The following is a 16,897-nucleotide window of genomic DNA, read 5'->3' as shown; positions in this document are numbered from 1 at the left end:
TATTAAGAAATTTCGCCTCTAATTGATTTTTGAAGCCAATTTTTGATTTCTGAAACACTTAAATCAGTACCCAATAAATACATTAATTTTGTGATAGCAGTTTCGTAAGTCATATCTCTACCACTTATCACGCCTATTTGATTTAATGCTGAGCTTGTTTCATATTTACCTTGATTAACAGCTCCACCCTCACATTGACTAATGTTTAGTATAATGATGTTTTTATTAATTGCTTCAATTAATAAATTTATGAACCATAACTCTGTTGGTGCATTTCCTGAACCAAAAGTTTCTAATACTATAGCTTTAAGATTAGGAATATGAATTATTGAAAAGATGTATTGCTCAGTAATACCAGGAAAAAGCTTTATAGTAGCTATATCTTGATTTAAAAATTTATTAATTTTTAAATCTTTACTGTTTGGTTTATAAATATCGTTAGTGTTGAATTTTAAAGAAACACCAGCTTGAGCTAAAACAGGATAATTTGGAGAGGTAAAGGCTTCAAAATCCTCAGCATTTGATTTAGTTGATCGGTTACCTCTATATAGATCATATTCAAAATAAATAGCAACTTCAGGAACTAAAGCTTTCCCTTCTTTGTAAGAAGATGCTAATTCGATTGCTGTTAGTAAATTTTCCTTTGCATCTGTTCTAACTTCACCTATAGGTAATTGAGACCCTGTTAGTATTACGGGTTTGCTCAAGTTTTCGAGCATAAAACTTAATGCAGAAGCAGTGTAAGCCATTGTATCTGAACCATGTAAAATTACAAAGCCATCATGATTATCATAACCGTTATAAATGATTTCTGCTAACGTTAACCAATGTTGTGGCTGCATATTAGATGAATCTATTGGTGTTTCAAATGAATGAATATTTATTTCGTGACCAAATTTCTTAATCTCAGGAATTTCTTTAATTAAAGAATCAAATTCAAATGATTTTAAAGCACCAGTTTCTTCATCTTTTACCATTCCAATAGTACCACCAGTGTATATAATTAATATCGAATTCATACCCAAATGTAATTTAAAATCCAAACACTTCCATAGAATTTGCAGTAGTTATTTTAGCAACCTCTTCTATAGTTACTTGATGAATTTCACTAATCTTTTCGGCAATATTCAGTAAATAACTACTTTCATTTCGTTTCCCTCTGTATGGTACAGGTGCTAAATAGGGAGAATCAGTTTCTAATACAAGATGTTTTAAGTCAATTTGTTCAACAACTTTGTCTAACCCCCCATTTTTAAAAGTAACAACTCCGCCTATACCCAATTTAAAACCACCATAGTTTATGATGTGATTTGCTTGTTCTAAATTGCCTGTAAAACAATGAAAAATACCGCGCATTTTGTCATCATTTAATTCATCCATAATTTCAAAAATCTCATCAAAAGCATCTCTGCAATGAACTACAAAAGGTAAATCTCGTTCTTTTGCCCAATTAATTTGAGTTCTAAAGGCATCTTGTTGAGCTTCTAGCGTAGATTTATCCCAATACAAGTCTATCCCTATTTCACCAATAGCACAAAAGTTGCGTTTGTTTAGCCATTCTTTAATTAAGGCTAATTCTTGTTTATAATTTTCTTTAACCGAACATGGATGCAAGCCCATCATAGCGAAACAATTGCTAGGAAATTCTTTTTCTATAGCTAACATACCATCAATAGAACTGCTATCAATATTGGGTAAAAACAATCGTGAAACACCTTTTTTAATGCAGTTATTAATAGCATTTGTTCGATCTTCATCAAATTGTGATGAGTATAAATGTGTATGAGTATCGGTTAAAATCATAAAACAAAAATAGATAAAGGAAGGAAGACAGAAGAACGAAGTTAGAAGAAATTATTTCTGTCTTTTGTCTTCTAGCAAAAACACCAAATTCTTTATTACTTTTGCATTCATTAAAAATAAAAAAATGAGCCAGCAATTATCAGAACAAGAATTGGTTAGAAGAGAATCGTTAACCAGATTAAGAGAATTAGGAATTAATCCTTATCCTCAAGCACTTTATCCAGTAACTATTTTATCTAAAGAGATAAAAGAAAATTATGAAGAAGGTAAAAAGGTTGTGATTGCTGGAAGATTGATGTCAAGAAGAATTCAAGGAAAAGCATCATTTGCTGAATTGCAAGATAGTGAGGGAAGAATACAAGTTTATTTTAATAGAGATGAGATTTGTTCTGAAGATGACTCTACGTTATACAATGATGTTTATAAAAAATTGTTGGATATAGGTGATTTTATTGGTGTTGAAGGAGAGCTTTTTAAAACTCAAGTGGGAGAAATTAGTGTAAGAGTAAAAAAGTTTGATTTATTAAGTAAATCATTGAAGCCTTTACCTCTTCCAAAAACTGATAGCGAAGGAAATGTACACGATGCTTTTACAGACCCAGAAATGCGTTATCGTCAGCGTTATGCTGATTTAGTTGTAAATCCACACGTAAAAGAGGTATTTATTAAAAGAGCCAAATTAATGCACGCAATGCGTTCGTTTTTTGTTGAGAGAGGGTATTATGAAGTTGAGACACCTATATTACAACCTATACCAGGCGGAGCAGCTGCAAGACCATTTGTAACTCATCACAACTCGTTAGATGTTCCAATGTATTTGAGAATAGCATGTGAGTTATACTTAAAAAAGACTTTAATTGGTGGATTTGAAGGGGTATTTGAATTTGCTAAAACCTTCAGAAATGAAGGGATGGACCGAACACATAATCCCGAATTTTCAATGATGGAAATTTATGTAGCCTACAAAGACTATAATTGGATGATGAAGTTTACAGAAAAATTACTTGAGCATTGTGCCATTGCTGTAAATGGAACAACTGAAGCTACGTTTGGTAAAAATAAAATAAACTTCAAAGCTCCATATAAGCGAGTTACTATGCGTCAATCAATTATTGATTTTACAGGGTTTGATATAAAAGATAAATCTGAAGAAGATTTAGCTGCTTGGTGTAATGAAAATGGAATTCAAGTAGATGATACGATGGGAAAAGGAAAGTTAATTGATGAAATTTTTGGAGAGAAGTGTGAAGGAAATTATATTGATCCAACATTTATTATTGACTACCCAAAAGAGATGTCTCCTTTATGTAAAGAACATAGAGACGATCCATCTTTAACTGAGCGTTTTGAATTAATGATTTGTGGAAAAGAATTAGCTAATGCTTATACAGAGTTAAATGATCCAATAGACCAAAAAGAACGTTTTGAAGAACAATTAAAATTAGCGGCAAAAGGAGATGATGAAGCTGGAGAATTTATTGATTATGATTTTTTAAGAGCTCTAGAATATGGTATGCCTCCAACATCAGGATTAGGCATAGGAATTGACCGATTGATTATGTTTTTAACCAATAACGAATCTATTCAAGAGGTAGTTTTATTCCCTCAAATGAAACCAGAGAAAAAAACGGTTGACTTGAGTGATGCTGAAAAAACAATTTTTGAAATATTAAAAGCAAATAATAATATGGAACTAGGAGCTTTAAAAAATGCATCTGGTTTAAGTGGAAAGCAGTGGGATAAAGGGATGAAAGGCTTGAATAAACATGGAATGGTAAAAGTTGAAGTTGATGGAGACACAAAGGTTTGTGTGTTGAGTTAAAGAATAACTATATTTGGCAATATGGAAAATAAAAAAATAGCAGTATTAGGAGGAGGTAGCTGGGCAACAGCTATTGTGAAGATGTTAACGGAGAATTTAGAGAAAGTTAACTGGTGGATGCGTGATGAAGAATGTATTGCTCATATTCAAAATTATCACCACAACCCAAGGTATATACAATCTATACAATTTAACCCTAACAAGTTAAATATGAGTTCCGATTTACAAGCGATAATTGATGATTCAGATATTGTTGTTGTAGCAGTTCCATCTGCATTTTTAGCTAAAGCTTTTGATGGAGTTGAAATTGAAGGAATTGAAAAAAAGATAATCATTTCAGCAGTTAAAGGTGTAGTACCAGAGTATAATCAAATACCAGCTGAGTATTTTCATATCAACTTCAATGTTCCTTACGATAGGATTGGAATGATTGCAGGACCTTGTCATGCAGAAGAAGTTGCGATGGAACGTTTGTCTTATTTGACAATTGCCTGTCAAAATCAAGAGATAGCTCAATATGTTGCAGATTGTTTATCGTGTAGATATATTAACACATCAACTTCTGATGATTTATTTGGCACTGAGTTATCAGCTATTCTTAAAAACGTTTATGCTGTTGCTAGTGGTATTTGTAATGGATTAGGATATGGAGATAACTTTCAAGCCGTTTTAATTGCGGCAGCATTAAGAGAAACTAAAGAATTTATTGATGAGGTTCATTCTATACATAGAGATGTAAAATCATCTGCTTATTTGGGCGATTTATTGGTAACAGCTTATTCGCAATTTTCAAGAAATAGGAACTTTGGAAGTATGGTTGGTAGAGGCTATTCTGTAAAATCTGCTCAAATAGAAATGAACATGGTTGCCGAAGGTTATTATGCAGCTAAAGGAATCTATGAAATAAACAAAAAGTTTAAGGTTGACATGCCAATTATGGATGCTGTTTACCATATTCTTTATGAAAAGATTTCTCCAATTATGGAGATGAGAATTTTAACAGGGAAGTTATCTTAAATTATTGATAATTAACAGTTTCATCTTCTATTGCAATAACAGCTTTTAATTCAGGAATAACTCTTTTAATAGATTCTTCTACGCCACCTTTTAAAGTCATTGCACTCATTGAACAGTCTTTGCAAGCACCAAGTAATTTTACTTTAACAATTAAATCGTCGGTCACTTCAATTAATTCAATATCTCCTCCGTCGTCAATTAAAAATGGACGAATTTGCTCTAACGCACTATTAATCTTGTCAATTATTTCTTTTTTGTCCATTTCGATATGAAAAAATACAACTGCAATTTAAGACTTTTTTTATTTAGTAGAACAACCATTCATATTAGTTATCTCTACCTTTTTAGTAGGGTCTAATTTTTCGTTCCTTAAGTTTACTTGTTCAATTACATTATCTGCAAACGCCATAAATGCTTTTGCTTGAGGTGTGTTCTCCTGAAGCACAGCAGGCCTCCCAGCATCACCAGCTTCTCTTACACTTTGAACCAAAGGTATTTCTCCTAGTAATGGTAGGTTTTGTTCTGCTGCTAAATCTTTTAACCCATTTTCACCAAAAATATAATATTTGTTATTTGGTAATTCAGCAGGTGTAAAATACGCCATGTTTTCAATCATTCCTAAAACTGGCACGTTGATTTGTTCTAACTTAAACATCCCAACAGCTTTTCTAGCGTCAATTAGCGCCATTTTTTGTGGTGTACTAACAATTACAGCTCCAGTTACAGGAACTGTTTGTACTAAAGATAAATGAATGTCTCCTGTTCCTGGAGGCAAATCAATTAGCATATAATCTAATTCTCCCCAATCAGCTTCAGTAAATAATTGCGTTAATGCTCTAGTCGCCATTGGCCCTCTCCAAACCACAGCTTGATCAGTATTTGCAAAAAAGCCAATAGACAATAATTTAACACCGTAACTTTCTACAGGTTTAATCATGTTTCTACCGTTTACTTCAATTGGCATTGGTTTTTCATCCTCTACATTGAACATAAGCGGCATAGATGGACCATAAATATCTGCATCAACTAAACCTACTTTATATCCTTTTTGAGCTAAAGCAACAGCTAAGTTTGCTGTTGTTGTTGATTTTCCAACACCACCTTTTCCTGATGCTATTGCAATAATATTTTTAACATTAGGCAAAACTTTGTTTGATTTTGGAGTTTCAGGTGCTTTAGGTATTGGAGTTATGCTAATGTTTAACTCTACTTCTGTTTTAAGCACTCTGTTTAAATGCAACTCACATGCTTCTGTAATTCTTTTCTTGTTGTGCATTGCAGGGTTATTAATCTGCAAGTCGAAACTGATTTTATTTCCTTCAGATTTTACATTGGACACTAAATTTAGGTCAACAATATCTTTTTTTAAATCGGGCTCTATTACAAAACTTAATGCTTCTAGTATATCTTTTTGGTCGAAATTCATATTGCTATTATTTTGAGGTGTAAAATTACTAATATCAACCACTCAAATTTGTTTTGTGAACAATAAAAGCAACATTATAAAGCCAATTCAATAGATGGGTCCCAGAAATATTTTTTAAAGTCAACAATAGTATCGTTTTTTACTAAAATACCTTCTGATTTTAATTTTTCTTCCATTTCAAATGGAGTTGAAAAATGAATTTTACCAGTTAGCTGCCCATTTCTGTTTACAACTCTTTGGGCAGGAACAGTGTTCTGTTGAGAATGAGCACTATTCATTGCCCAGCCAACAACTCTTGAGCTACGAGCTGCACCCAAATATTTTGCAATAGCACCATAAGTAGTTACTCTGCCGTAAGGTATTTCTCTGCAAACCTGATAAACTTGTTCAAAAAAATCTTGACTAGCCTCTGAGTACTTCATTATTTCTTTTTACTTGATTTTCCAATGGATTAAAATTGATACAAAGTTGAATCCAATAAGCTAAGTCATCATCTAAATCAAATCCTGTAGGGTCAACAAAAACAAATCCTTTCATTGGTCTACCTGTAAAATCCATAGGTTGGCAACCTGTTTTAGTTGAAGCTTCAATACTAGCTTCTTCACCTATTCTAACCATCAATAAGTCGGTCTTTCTTTTTTTATCAAAATGGATTCCGCAAAACATTTTCTCATCAACCATAAACATTAATCCTCCCATCATATTTTTACCAATAAATGAAACTCTTTTTTCTTTTAAAACATGTTTAATACGGTCAGCTAAATATTCGTCGTAAGCCATTAAAATCTAAATCTTAAATAATGAATGCTATGCCCTTGAGCTGAAAATAAGTTTTCGTAGTAGGTTTTAATCGATAATATTTCTTGGGTTTTTGGGTCAAGCTTTTCTATAGCTTCTCCATATAAATCAAAGGTGTGCTCAATTAGTTCATAATTGTTTCTTTTAATTTCTTCTAAGGTATATCTAAAAAAACCTTCGTTGTCAGTTTTTAAATGAATGATCCCACCAGGCTTTAGTATTTGTTTGTATCGCTCCATAAAAATTGGAGCTGTAACTCTTTTACGTTCTCTACTTTCTTGTGGCTGTGGGTCAGGAAAAGTTATCCATATTTCATCTACTTCATCTTTAGCAAAAAAGGAAGTAATAAAATCGATACGTGTACGAACAAAAAATACATTGTTTAACCCTTGAACTAAGGCTTGCTTTGCTCCTTGCCAAATTCGAGCTCCTTTTATGTCAAAACCAATAAAGTTTTTTTCAGGAAAATGAGATCCTAAACCAACAGAATATTCTCCTCTGCCACAGGTTAACTCCAATACAATAGGATTTTCGTTTTTTAAAACGTTCTCTTTCCATTTCCCCTTATGGATAAAATCTTTATTAAAAACTTCGTCAAAATTTGGTTGAAACACATGAGAAAATGTTTTCATTTCTCTCCATCGTTCCGTTTTTTTTCCTTCACCTTTCATAGCCTCAAATCTATTTAAATTTAAGGAATAAAAAAAGCTCATCCTTAGGATGAGCTTTAATTTAGAGGCTAATTATTTTTTTAGATAAGTACTGTCCTTTTTTGGTTTTAATTTTCAAATAATAAATGCCATTTTCAATTGAAACATTTAGTTTTTGTGTAGATTTTTGATTCCAAGTAAATGTCTTAATTTTTTTTCCTTGGTTATCGAATAACACAATATCAGTTATATTTTCTAATCCTTCTAAATTAATGTGATTTTGAACTGGGTTTGGAAATACTTTAATGTTTAAATTTTCTATTTCATCTATTGATGTTTGGTTTAGTATTGCTACAGCTACTTTAACAGGCGTATGATCAGCATTATTATACATTCCTTTAAACAAGTCTATTTCGTTTGAAGAAAGTGCAAACATTTCGTCTGTCCATTTTGGAGGAACTGGTTGGTAATGAACTGTAGCAGTTACATTTAAAGTGCCGGCATAACCATTTAATGGGATGTTAAAATATATGATATCGCTTCCCGTTCCTTCACTGCCGCCATTTTTATTAAAATTAATATCAAGGTCTGCATTTCCATAAACTTTTACGGTATCATAAGAGTTGTGTGTTGAGGTAAAACCACTTGGAGGAATTCTGTTATCTTTTAAGTGTGAAAAAGCTCTTTCCAAAACAGTAGTTACGCTACTGTTTACATCTCCCATAACCATTTCATAAATCTGTACTTGACTTTCATTATTAATTACATTATAATGAGTTTCATAAGTAGCTTCTTCTTCAATTAAACGAAACTCATCGTCAGCTTTACCTGAGTGAAAAATAGTATCTCCATCTAGGTTAGAAACAACAAATTCAATATAAGCTCTTCTACTTGGATAACCAGCAGGAAATTTATGTCCTGTTTTGTTTATTAATTCAAGAGAATAAAATGCAGTATCAATTGTTCTTTGAATTTCTAATAAATTCACATCCAACGTTTTATTTTGTAGTTGATTTACTGTTCTTGCAATAACGGTATCAAATTCTATAACATTTGCACTTAACCCTAATGAATCGATATTGTTTTTTAACAACTCAAGCATAAATGCGTTTCCGCCAACCAAAGTGTGTTTCCCAAAGGGTGTTCTTGGGTCTAACCATCCTGGTCGATCAGAAATAACAACATTATCAGTAGTTCTTGGTAAATGGCATTCTTGACAAGTTGTAGGGTTGGTTGTTGAGAAATCAGAGTTTAACCATTCATGATAAATAGCTTGCTCTACAAAATAAGTTCCAGTAGATATACCTGATAAATCTACCGGGTTTGTAATTAAGGTATGACATGCTCCGCACAATCCAGCATTGTTTATGTGGTCTCCTTTTTCAGGAGTAAATCCGATAGTATTTTGCATAGGATTTACAAAAGGAGCATCGTAAGGTCCATAAATTGTTTTGTTAGTATCATAATTCATATTTGCAGAAAAAACACTTCCTAATCCGTCAGAAAGCATTGAGTGACAACTAGTACAACTAACTCCGTCTAAACCGATTGTATCTTGTTCTAAATCTGCTATAGAATAGTGAGGTTCTCCATTATGAATAGCATTAAAAAATCCATTAGGTGCATGACATTTGGTGCAAGTATTTTCAATAGCAACTTGTAAAGAAGGATTAACTAAAACCTCATGGCTTACTTTTGCTCTCCAAAAAGGATCTTTAGCCGAATTTGCCATCATTGTTGCTTTCCAATCGGCAACTGGAGACACATCGTTACCCATAGCATCTTGAAGTGCAGTAGTATTTGGACCAGCTCCAGCTGTACCATGACATAATTCACATTCTCCAGAGGCAGCAAAGATTGAATTCATGCCAGTTGGTAGAACTTTAGCAATACTTTCAAAGTGATTTATATCGCGTTGCGAATGAAATTTGTAAGCTTCTGTTTTTCCTTTTTCAATAAAAGAAGAAGATAAATAGGCTAAAAATAGGCCACTTACAATCGCTAAACTAGCTAGAATTTTTTTCATTATGTATATTTTATATTCAAATATACGAATAATAGAATATAGATTAATTCTAAATTAGATAGTGCAATTATTCTAAATTAGATAGTGCAATTTTCTACACAGTGAAGTAGTTTAGAAATATTAGGATCTAATAATGAATAAAACCGAGTATTTCCTTCTTTTCTTAATTTAATTAGATTTCCAGTTTTTAGTGTTCTTAATTGTCTAGAAGCTTCGGGTTGAGGAATGTTTAGCTTTGAATGTATCTCTGTTACAGTAAGTTCTTTATGATGAATTAATAAGTCTACAATTGCAATTCTTAAAGGATGTGCTACAGCTTTTAAAACTTCAGACATATGCTCCAATTTTTCAATATTGTAGTTTATACTTTCCATTTTACTCAAAGTAATTAGTATAATTTTCTAAATGATTTTTTATTTCTTTTTCAGTAGAATAAAATTCTTCAACATTTGTTGTTTCTCTTAAAGTTCTAAACTTTTTTACTAAAGGAAGTAAAAACGTATGTAATTGTTCATGAGATTCACCAACCATGTCACATTTTTCAAAGATAAGTTTCATTTCAGTTTCTAATAATTCTCCTTTCCCATTTAAAGAAGTTATTTGATTATCAGCAGTATTATCATTAACAATTTCGAGCATTTTTGCAATGCCTAACGTGGTCGCTTTATTTGCTTGCCATTTTGCACCATCGTTTAGGCTTAATTCTGCTTTATCGATTTTCTTTTTTCCTTTAAATTCAGCATGAAGCCAATTTAATAATTCTGTTTTTTGAGTTTCAGTTAATTTTGCATCACCATGAGTAATTAAATAACTTTCTAAAGGCATTTCATTTTCTTCAACCAATTCAATGCACTCTTCTAGTTTGTGTTTTTTACGTTTTTCTTTATAATTTGCCCATTCAGAAAAATTTAATTCATCCCTACCTTCGTTAATATGATCTTTAACCCACCATGCTATTGGTGAAACGTTAGTGTACCAAGGATATTTAGTTTCATAAGAGTGACAATCGTAACAACTTGTTTTTAAAATTGCAGCAATTTCTTCTGGAGGGTTAGTAATGGTTATAAAATCATTTTCTAATACCACTTCAGGGTTTGTTTTATCAATTCTAAAAAATTGAATAATTACTAAAATAGCTACAATTGCTAATAATATTTTCTTTTTCATAATAATAATGATCTAATATAAAGGTAAGATTAAACCTTTAGTGAATTTTTTAAATGTTATTTAAAACGTTCATTAACTTTTCTTGTACTTCTTTTGCTGGTGTTTCTAAACTAGGATTACCAATGGCACCCATTGCCGCAGCAGGGTCAATAATTGCAATTTGAACACTCCCATCTTCCAATTGACGAAGGGTTACATTACATGGCAGCATTGTGCTAATAGTTGGCTCAATACTAATTACTTTGTCAGCATAAACAGGGTTACATGCACCTAAAATTAAATGAGGCAAATAATCCTTATCTAATTTCTTTTTCATCGTTGCTTGGATGTCAATTTCTGTAAGCACACCAAAACCTTCTTTTTTTAGTTCCTCTTCAACTTTTGGTCGAAGTTTTTCTACAGTAGTATTAGGAATGTTTTTAGCGTTGTAATATTTCATAATAGAGGAGATAAGGGTTTATTTAAAATAGAAATTTAATTCATTAAATGAGTCTTGAATTTTGTTATAAATTTTTCACTTAGTAGTTTTTATCTAAAGGATTAATCACAATTTCTTCAATGTTTGCATTTTTAGAAATGGATAAACAGGTTTTTATTGTTTTAGCGATGTCTTCTGGTTGAACAAATTTTTCTTTAGGAGCAATTATTCCATCCCAGCTAGAAGTGTTAATTGAACCTGGATAAATAGCTGTTACTTTAACATTATGCTCTCTCATTTCTTCTCTTAACACGTCATTAAAGCCTTTTAAAGCATGTTTAGATATAGTATAAGTTGCAGCTTCAATTCTTGGCTTTAAACTCAAAACAGAGCAGATATTAAAAATGTGGCCACTATTGTTGTTGCCCATATTTACTGCAATATTTTTACTAATGTAATAAGCCGAATTTAAATTGGTATTTATCATCAACTCTAAATCACTATCACTATCGGTCAGTTTACTAACGTTATATTTACCAATATTGTTAATTAGTACTTCAATTTTGTTAAATTTTTCGATAATATTTTCCGAAAAATTTATGGCTTCTTCTTTAATGGATAAATCAGCCTGTTGAATGAAAACAGAATTGCCAAATTTTGATTCTAATTCTAATTTTAATTGTTCTAAATCAGAAATATTGCGAGAAGATAAGGCTAAATCGTAGCCTTCTTGAGCAAGCATAAAAGCTGAAGCTCTACCAACGCCTCTTGTTGCACCTGTAATTACCGCTTTCATAAATCAAAAATAACTAACTTTATCTGATTTTTTACATTAAGCAGACACATAGTTTATGGTTAACCGTATCGTTTATTATTTATTGATTTTACCCATTTCGTACTTACCTCATTTTTTATTGTATCGGGTTTCCGATTTTGCTTTTTTTATGATGTTTCATGTTTTGGGCTACCGTAAAAAGGTGGTTTATGGAAATATCAAAAACTCATTTCCTGATAAAACACCTAAAGAACATCACCAAATTGCAAAGAAGTTTTACGTTCATTTTTGTGATGTAATTGTAGAAGGATTAAAGGGGTTTACCATTTCTGAAAAGGAATTAAACAAGCGATTTAAAGTAAGAGACAGAACAATTGTAGACAAACTTTATGAAGAAGGAAAAGACATTGTTTTTGTTGGTGGACATTATAATAATTGGGAAATTTTGGCACTAGGCGTTTCGATGCAAATGCGACACTTACTAATAGGTATTTACAAACCATTAAGTAATAAGTATTTTGATGAAAAGATGCAAACTTCTCGTCAACGGTTTGGGATGATGCTTTGTCCGATGAGTCAAACAAAGAAATATTTTGAAAAAGATTTTGGACGGCCAAAAGGAATCATATTTGGGATGGACCAAAGCCCTTCGAACCCTAAAAAAGCACATTGGATGACTTTTTTAAATCAAGATACAGCTGTTTTTTATGGAGCGGAGAAATATGCGAAAGAATACAATATGCCTGTAGTTTATGGAGTAATTCATAAACCTAAAAGAGGTTATTATGAAGCAGAGTTTAAAATGGTTACAGAAACTCCAAACGAAATGGGACAGGGTGAAATTATTGAAAAAGCACATCGTTTTTTAGAAGACAATATAAATGAGTTGCCTCAGTATTGGCTTTGGACGCATCGAAGATGGAAACACAAACGAGAAGAATGAAAATATATATAGCTTTATTGAGAGGAATTAACGTTAGTGGTCATAAATTGATAAAAATGACTGAGTTAAAATCGATGTTTGAAAAGGCTGAATTTAAAAATGTAACAACCTATATTCAAAGTGGAAATGTAGTGTTTTCATCTAAAAAAGAAGATATTGTTTCAATTCAAGAAACAATAAAAACTAATATTTTAAAAGTATTTGGATTTGATGTAGATGTTCAAGTGTTAGGTGCTGAAAAATTACAAAGAATAACAGAAAATCATACCTTTTTAGAGGGAAATCAAGATCAGCTAAAAGCTGTTTATTATACTTTATTAGCAGAAAAGCCAAATTCAGAGTTTGTAAAAGAATTAGAACAATTAGAACAAACAGAAGAGTTTTTTAAAATAACAGATGAGGTTATTTATTGTTTTTATCCAAATGGTGTTGGAAGAGCAAAGTGGCAGGGTACATTTTTTGAAAAGAAATTAAAAGTGAGTAGCACTACCCGAAATTATAACACCATGAAAAAACTGACTGAATTATCTAAAGAAGTTGACTAATCAAAAAACCATATTAGTTTGCCCGTTAGATTGGGGGTTAGGACATGCTACGCGTTGCATACCAATTATACAATCTTTTTTAAAAGACAATCACAAAGTAATTATTGGTACTTCTGGAAAGCAAGAAGCATTGTTGAAACAAGAATTCCCTTATGTAACTTTTATTGAATTAAAAGGATATAACGTTGAATACCCTGAAAATGGAGCAATGATTTCAAAGATGTTGACTCAACTTCCGAAAATTAAAAAAGCTATACAAGAAGAACAGGAATGGTTAGCAGCAATTATTGATAAATACAAAATTGATCAAGTAGTTTCTGATAATCGATATGGTTTATGGAACAATAAAATAGAGTCGACTTTAATTACTCACCAGTTATTTATTAAAGCTCCAACAGGAGAGTGGTTAATTGAAAAAATACTTAATAATTATTTGGCAAATTTTGATGAAGTATGGATTCCAGATATTGAAGGGGAGAATAACCTTAGTGGCGATTTGGCTCATAAAAAACCATTACCTCATAATTATAAGTTTATTGGGCCTTTATCAAGATTTTCTTCATTAAAAAAGGCATGTGATTTCTCGGAAGAATATGATTTTATAGCTATTGTTTCTGGTCCAGAACCCCAACGAACAATTTTTGAAAAGCTAATATTAGAGCAAGTAAGGGATACAAATTTAAAAGGAGTATTAGTAAGAGGTTTGCCTGACTCTAATGAAAAATTGAAAATTGAAAACTCAGCAATTCAAATTTACAATCATCTTGAAACCAATGAATTTTTAAATTACCTTCAAAAAAGTAAAGTGGTGATTAGCCGTTCTGGTTACAGCACGATTATGGATTTAGCTACATTGGGTAAAAAAGCGATTTTAGTTCCCACACCCGGACAAACAGAGCAAGAATATTTAGCCCAATACCATCAAGAAAAAGGGCAGTTTTATACTCAAAAGCAAAGTGAATTTGATTTAGAGAAGGCAGTGAAAGAGGTAAAAAATTACAGTGGATTTGTAATGTAAATTATTTTACTAACCCTTCAGCAAAAACTCTTGTTTCATTATTTGTTTTCACATAATCCTCGTAGCTAGGATTTTTAATGAAAGAGATAGCTTCCATGCATTTTTGATTAATCTCAGCAATATCTAAAAACTTGATTTTATCTTTTAAAAATGCATCAACAGCAACTTCGTTTGCAGCATTTAAAATGCAAGCTAAATTTCCGCCCTTATCCATCGCTTCATAAGCTAGAGCTAAATTTTTAAATGTTTCTTTATCTGGTTGCTCAAAGGTTAAGTTTGGGTAATCCATAAAGTTAAATCGTGGCGATTTAGAAGTTAAACGATAAGGATATGACAATGCATATTGAATAGGTTGTTTCATGTCTGGCAACCCCATTTGAGCTTTCATGCTGCCATCTTCAAATTGAACAAGCGAATGAACAATAGATTGGGGATGAACTATTACATCAATTTGTTCTGGCTTTAAGTTGAACAACCATTTTGCTTCAATAACCTCTAAACCTTTGTTCATTAAAGTAGCAGAGTCGATAGTGATTTTTGCTCCCATTTCCCAGTTAGGGTGTTTTAGCGCTTGTTCTTTTGTGATGTTTAATAAATCTTCTCTTTTTTTACCTCTAAATGGTCCACCTGAAGCGGTTAAATATATTTTTTCAATAGGATTTAATAATTCTCCAGTTAAGCATTGAAAGATTGCAGAATGTTCTGAGTCAACAGGGTAAATATGCACACCATTTTCTCGAGCTAATTTGGTGATTAATTCCCCAGCAACCACAAGGGTTTCTTTGTTGGCAAGCGCAATAGTTTTTTTAGCATTAATTGCATTAATAGTTGGTTTTAACCCAGCATAACCTACTAAAGCTGTAAGAACAATGTTAATGCTCTCCATTTCCACAATTTGAGCTAAAGAATCTGTTCCAGAAAATACTTTAATATCGTTTTCCCACAAAGCTTCCTCTACTTTTTTGTAATGTGCTTCATTTGCAATTACAACAGTATTAGGTTTAAATTTTAAAGCTTGTTCAATTAATAAATCAGCATTATTGTTTGAAGTTAACACTTCAACTTCAAATTTATCGGCATGTTCTTCTATTACTTCTAGAGCTTGGGTTCCTATAGAACCAGTAGAACCAAGTATGGCAATTTTTTTCTTTTCCAAGAGTTATTTTTTTCTTGAGTTAGTTTTTATTTCATTCATCAACACTTGTTGTGCTTGAGAAAATGATTCGATATGTAAATAATGACCACCACCAGTTTCGGCAATATCAGTCATCGATTTTATTGTCCATTTTTCGTTTTTAACTCCAACAACGGAGATAGTAACACCTTTTTTAAGATTAGCTTCTACATCACTTAAAATTCCTTTATCCCCTTTATCTAAATTAAATGCACCATCTGTAGCAATAATTACTTGATTGTTTCCTTCTTCAATAAAACTAGATCGGGCAACTTGATAAGCTTTTTTAATTCCTTTTCCACCAGCGGTATAACCACCAGCTTCTAACTCTTGAATCAATTTGGTGATTTCAGCTTTGTTAGTTACATAATTAGACTCTAAAATTGTTTCTGTTGAGGAAGCGTAGGTAACAATAGCTAATTTATCAATTGTTCTCAATCCGTTTAATAACTCTATCATAGAAGCTTTAAGCAAATCTAAACGGCCTTTTTGTTTCATCGATACAGAAACATCAATACAGAAAACAACATTATTAGGAGCGTATAAATTAACAGGAAGTGCAGCGGTTGAAATGGTATCTTCTGGTTCTGGAATTATTTCAGGCTCAACAGGAATAGTATCTTCTACTATTGCTAATTCTTCTTCTGTTGGCTCTCCTAATTGAAATTCGATTGTGTTGTTATTTTTGTTTACATATACATCTTGTTCTTTGGTTCCATATCCTTCAGCGTTAACCACAAAATAATAGTTATCCCATTTTAAGTTTTGGATGATTTCACCGTTTTTATCAGTCCTCAAATTTTTATAAACTAATCCATCCCAAATAATTTCAACGGTAGCATTTTCAATTGGTTTTTTTGTGTTTACATCAATTACATTAATTTTTAAATCCGATTTTAAATCAACAGGTTGTTTATTTACTTTAAAATCAGGACAAGCTAACGATTCATTAATGTCAAATGTTTTTGCTTCTCCTTCAATAGTAAATGTAATCGGTTCATTGTTTACACTTACCCATACAGGTACATCTTTTTTAAATTTCCCTTTTCGTTTTGGAGTGTATTTAATTCGAACAATTACGGTGCTATCGGGAGCTATTTCTTTATTAGAAAACTTTGCATCAATCCCGTAAGGCTCTTCAATTCTTAATATAAACGCAGGTACTTTCCCTGCATTCGTCAATGTAAAATCAAAATACTTTTGGTCTTCAGTGTTTAACTCTCCAAAATTATGGTGCGACGTATTGAATACAACTTGCGCTTTAAGAAAGGGAGTAATTATAAGAAATAGAATGACTAGTATTTTGTTCATTACA

19 protein-coding genes are annotated in these 16,897 nt (G+C 31.8%); 5 read left to right on the top strand and 14 right to left on the bottom strand.

The genetic code is table 11. From position 1 onward, the window contains the following. Positions 1-2: 2 nt before the first annotated feature. Positions 3-1,019, bottom strand: a complete 1,017-nt coding sequence (locus FRY74_RS09300) for an asparaginase (RefSeq protein ID WP_147100804.1) — start codon at positions 1,017-1,019, stop codon at positions 3-5. Positions 1,020-1,032: 13 nt separating this feature from the next. Further along, positions 1,033-1,803, bottom strand: a complete 771-nt coding sequence (locus FRY74_RS09295) for a TatD family hydrolase (RefSeq protein WP_147100802.1) — start codon at positions 1,801-1,803, stop codon at positions 1,033-1,035. A gap of 124 nt (positions 1,804-1,927) precedes the next feature. On the opposite strand from FRY74_RS09295, the gene lysS reads away from it, so the two are divergent. Continuing rightward, positions 1,928-3,625 (top strand): lysine--tRNA ligase, encoded by a 1,698-nt coding sequence (gene lysS, locus FRY74_RS09290; RefSeq protein ID WP_147100800.1) that lies wholly within the window; start codon positions 1,928-1,930, stop codon positions 3,623-3,625. Positions 3,626-3,646: 21 nt separating this feature from the next. Further along, a complete protein-coding gene (locus FRY74_RS09285) occupies positions 3,647-4,642 on the top strand; it encodes an NAD(P)H-dependent glycerol-3-phosphate dehydrogenase (RefSeq protein ID WP_147100798.1) in 996 nt (331 codons plus the stop codon). 1 nt (position 4,643) lies between these two features. Here FRY74_RS09285 and FRY74_RS09280 read toward each other — a convergent pair whose 3' ends face one another. The 10 genes from FRY74_RS09280 to FRY74_RS09235 form a co-directional block, all read right to left on the bottom strand. Then, positions 4,644-4,904, bottom strand: coding sequence for a NifU family protein (locus FRY74_RS09280; RefSeq protein WP_147100796.1), 261 nt, complete (start codon positions 4,902-4,904; stop codon positions 4,644-4,646). Between the two features lie 39 nt (positions 4,905-4,943). Then, positions 4,944-6,068 (bottom strand): Mrp/NBP35 family ATP-binding protein, encoded by a 1,125-nt coding sequence (locus tag FRY74_RS09275; protein ID WP_147100794.1) that lies wholly within the window; start codon positions 6,066-6,068, stop codon positions 4,944-4,946. Positions 6,069-6,142: 74 nt separating this feature from the next. After that, positions 6,143-6,490, bottom strand: a complete 348-nt coding sequence (locus tag FRY74_RS09270) for an MGMT family protein (protein WP_147100792.1) — start codon at positions 6,488-6,490, stop codon at positions 6,143-6,145. Beyond that, the gene (locus FRY74_RS09265; RefSeq protein WP_147100790.1) at positions 6,471-6,848 is read right to left on the bottom strand and encodes a TfoX/Sxy family protein; all 378 of its coding nucleotides are present in this window, start codon (positions 6,846-6,848) and stop codon (positions 6,471-6,473) included. Before FRY74_RS09265 ends, FRY74_RS09270 begins: the two co-directional genes overlap by 20 nt. Beyond that, positions 6,848-7,537, bottom strand: a complete 690-nt coding sequence (gene trmB, locus FRY74_RS09260) for a tRNA (guanosine(46)-N7)-methyltransferase TrmB (RefSeq protein WP_147100788.1) — start codon at positions 7,535-7,537, stop codon at positions 6,848-6,850. The genes FRY74_RS09265 and trmB overlap by 1 nt, the downstream gene beginning before the upstream one ends. A gap of 61 nt (positions 7,538-7,598) precedes the next feature. Beyond that, complete coding sequence (locus FRY74_RS09255) at positions 7,599-9,542, bottom strand: T9SS type A sorting domain-containing protein (protein ID WP_147100785.1); 1,944 nt, start codon at positions 9,540-9,542, stop codon at positions 7,599-7,601. A 77-nt stretch (positions 9,543-9,619) separates the two neighbouring features. Further along, positions 9,620-9,916, bottom strand: coding sequence for an ArsR/SmtB family transcription factor (locus FRY74_RS09250; protein ID WP_147100783.1), 297 nt, complete (start codon positions 9,914-9,916; stop codon positions 9,620-9,622). A gap of 1 nt (position 9,917) precedes the next feature. Then, positions 9,918-10,709 carry a heme-binding domain-containing protein gene (locus FRY74_RS13060; protein WP_147100781.1) on the bottom strand — a complete coding sequence of 264 codons (792 nt, stop codon included), beginning with the start codon at positions 10,707-10,709 and terminating at the stop codon, positions 9,918-9,920. A gap of 49 nt (positions 10,710-10,758) precedes the next feature. After that, the gene (locus FRY74_RS09240; protein ID WP_147100779.1) at positions 10,759-11,148 is read right to left on the bottom strand and encodes a DUF302 domain-containing protein; all 390 of its coding nucleotides are present in this window, start codon (positions 11,146-11,148) and stop codon (positions 10,759-10,761) included. A 79-nt stretch (positions 11,149-11,227) separates the two neighbouring features. Further along, positions 11,228-11,923 carry an SDR family oxidoreductase gene (locus tag FRY74_RS09235; RefSeq protein WP_147100777.1) on the bottom strand — a complete coding sequence of 232 codons (696 nt, stop codon included), beginning with the start codon at positions 11,921-11,923 and terminating at the stop codon, positions 11,228-11,230. A gap of 55 nt (positions 11,924-11,978) precedes the next feature. Between FRY74_RS09235 and FRY74_RS09230 the strand changes: the two genes are divergently transcribed. From FRY74_RS09230 to FRY74_RS09220, 3 genes are read left to right on the top strand one after another with little or no spacing between them, the layout of a single operon-like run. Then, complete coding sequence (locus tag FRY74_RS09230; protein WP_147100775.1) at positions 11,979-12,845, top strand: lysophospholipid acyltransferase family protein; 867 nt, start codon at positions 11,979-11,981, stop codon at positions 12,843-12,845. Further along, positions 12,842-13,390, top strand: a complete 549-nt coding sequence (locus FRY74_RS09225) for a DUF1697 domain-containing protein (protein ID WP_170227995.1) — start codon at positions 12,842-12,844, stop codon at positions 13,388-13,390. The genes FRY74_RS09230 and FRY74_RS09225 overlap by 4 nt, the downstream gene beginning before the upstream one ends. Further along, complete coding sequence (locus tag FRY74_RS09220) at positions 13,383-14,408, top strand: glycosyltransferase (RefSeq protein ID WP_147100771.1); 1,026 nt, start codon at positions 13,383-13,385, stop codon at positions 14,406-14,408. Before FRY74_RS09225 ends, FRY74_RS09220 begins: the two co-directional genes overlap by 8 nt. Before the next feature lies 1 nt (position 14,409). On the opposite strand, the gene FRY74_RS09215 is transcribed toward FRY74_RS09220, so the two are convergent. Both FRY74_RS09215 and FRY74_RS09210 read right to left on the bottom strand, forming a co-directional pair. Further along, a complete protein-coding gene (locus FRY74_RS09215; RefSeq protein WP_147100769.1) occupies positions 14,410-15,564 on the bottom strand; it encodes a 1-deoxy-D-xylulose-5-phosphate reductoisomerase in 1,155 nt (384 codons plus the stop codon). Between the two features lie 3 nt (positions 15,565-15,567). Continuing rightward, a complete protein-coding gene (locus FRY74_RS09210) occupies positions 15,568-16,893 on the bottom strand; it encodes a VWA domain-containing protein (RefSeq protein ID WP_147100767.1) in 1,326 nt (441 codons plus the stop codon). Positions 16,894-16,897: the final 4 nt, after the last annotated feature.

This window comes from Vicingus serpentipes (assembly GCF_007993035.1).
Taxonomy (GTDB): Bacteria; Bacteroidota; Bacteroidia; order Flavobacteriales_E; family Vicingaceae; genus Vicingus; species Vicingus serpentipes.
This window is presented reverse-complemented; position numbering and strand designations above follow the sequence as displayed.

What these genes read in the sequence shown, in the direction of transcription:
- FRY74_RS09285 (WP_147100798.1), top strand. Translation starts at nt 3,647, where the DNA reads ATGGAAAATAAAAAAATAGCAGTATTAGGAGGAGGTAGCTGGGCAACA.
- FRY74_RS09295 (WP_147100802.1), bottom strand. Translation starts at nt 1,803, where the DNA reads ATGATTTTAACCGATACTCATACACATTTATACTCATCACAATTTGAT.
- FRY74_RS09275 (WP_147100794.1), bottom strand. Translation starts at nt 6,068, where the DNA reads ATGAATTTCGACCAAAAAGATATACTAGAAGCATTAAGTTTTGTAATA.
- FRY74_RS13060 (WP_147100781.1), bottom strand. Translation starts at nt 10,709, where the DNA reads ATGAAAAAGAAAATATTATTAGCAATTGTAGCTATTTTAGTAATTATT.
- FRY74_RS09280 (WP_147100796.1), bottom strand. Translation starts at nt 4,904, where the DNA reads ATGGACAAAAAAGAAATAATTGACAAGATTAATAGTGCGTTAGAGCAA.
- FRY74_RS09235 (WP_147100777.1), bottom strand. Translation starts at nt 11,923, where the DNA reads ATGAAAGCGGTAATTACAGGTGCAACAAGAGGCGTTGGTAGAGCTTCA.
- FRY74_RS09230 (WP_147100775.1), top strand. Translation starts at nt 11,979, where the DNA reads ATGGTTAACCGTATCGTTTATTATTTATTGATTTTACCCATTTCGTAC.
- FRY74_RS09250 (WP_147100783.1), bottom strand. Translation starts at nt 9,916, where the DNA reads ATGGAAAGTATAAACTACAATATTGAAAAATTGGAGCATATGTCTGAA.
- lysS (WP_147100800.1), top strand. Translation starts at nt 1,928, where the DNA reads ATGAGCCAGCAATTATCAGAACAAGAATTGGTTAGAAGAGAATCGTTA.
- FRY74_RS09300 (WP_147100804.1), bottom strand. Translation starts at nt 1,019, where the DNA reads ATGAATTCGATATTAATTATATACACTGGTGGTACTATTGGAATGGTA.
- FRY74_RS09240 (WP_147100779.1), bottom strand. Translation starts at nt 11,148, where the DNA reads ATGAAATATTACAACGCTAAAAACATTCCTAATACTACTGTAGAAAAA.
- FRY74_RS09210 (WP_147100767.1), bottom strand. Translation starts at nt 16,893, where the DNA reads ATGAACAAAATACTAGTCATTCTATTTCTTATAATTACTCCCTTTCTT.
- FRY74_RS09270 (WP_147100792.1), bottom strand. Translation starts at nt 6,490, where the DNA reads ATGAAGTACTCAGAGGCTAGTCAAGATTTTTTTGAACAAGTTTATCAG.
- trmB (WP_147100788.1), bottom strand. Translation starts at nt 7,537, where the DNA reads ATGAAAGGTGAAGGAAAAAAAACGGAACGATGGAGAGAAATGAAAACA.
- FRY74_RS09265 (WP_147100790.1), bottom strand. Translation starts at nt 6,848, where the DNA reads ATGGCTTACGACGAATATTTAGCTGACCGTATTAAACATGTTTTAAAA.
- FRY74_RS09225 (WP_170227995.1), top strand. Translation starts at nt 12,842, where the DNA reads ATGAAAATATATATAGCTTTATTGAGAGGAATTAACGTTAGTGGTCAT.
- FRY74_RS09255 (WP_147100785.1), bottom strand. Translation starts at nt 9,542, where the DNA reads ATGAAAAAAATTCTAGCTAGTTTAGCGATTGTAAGTGGCCTATTTTTA.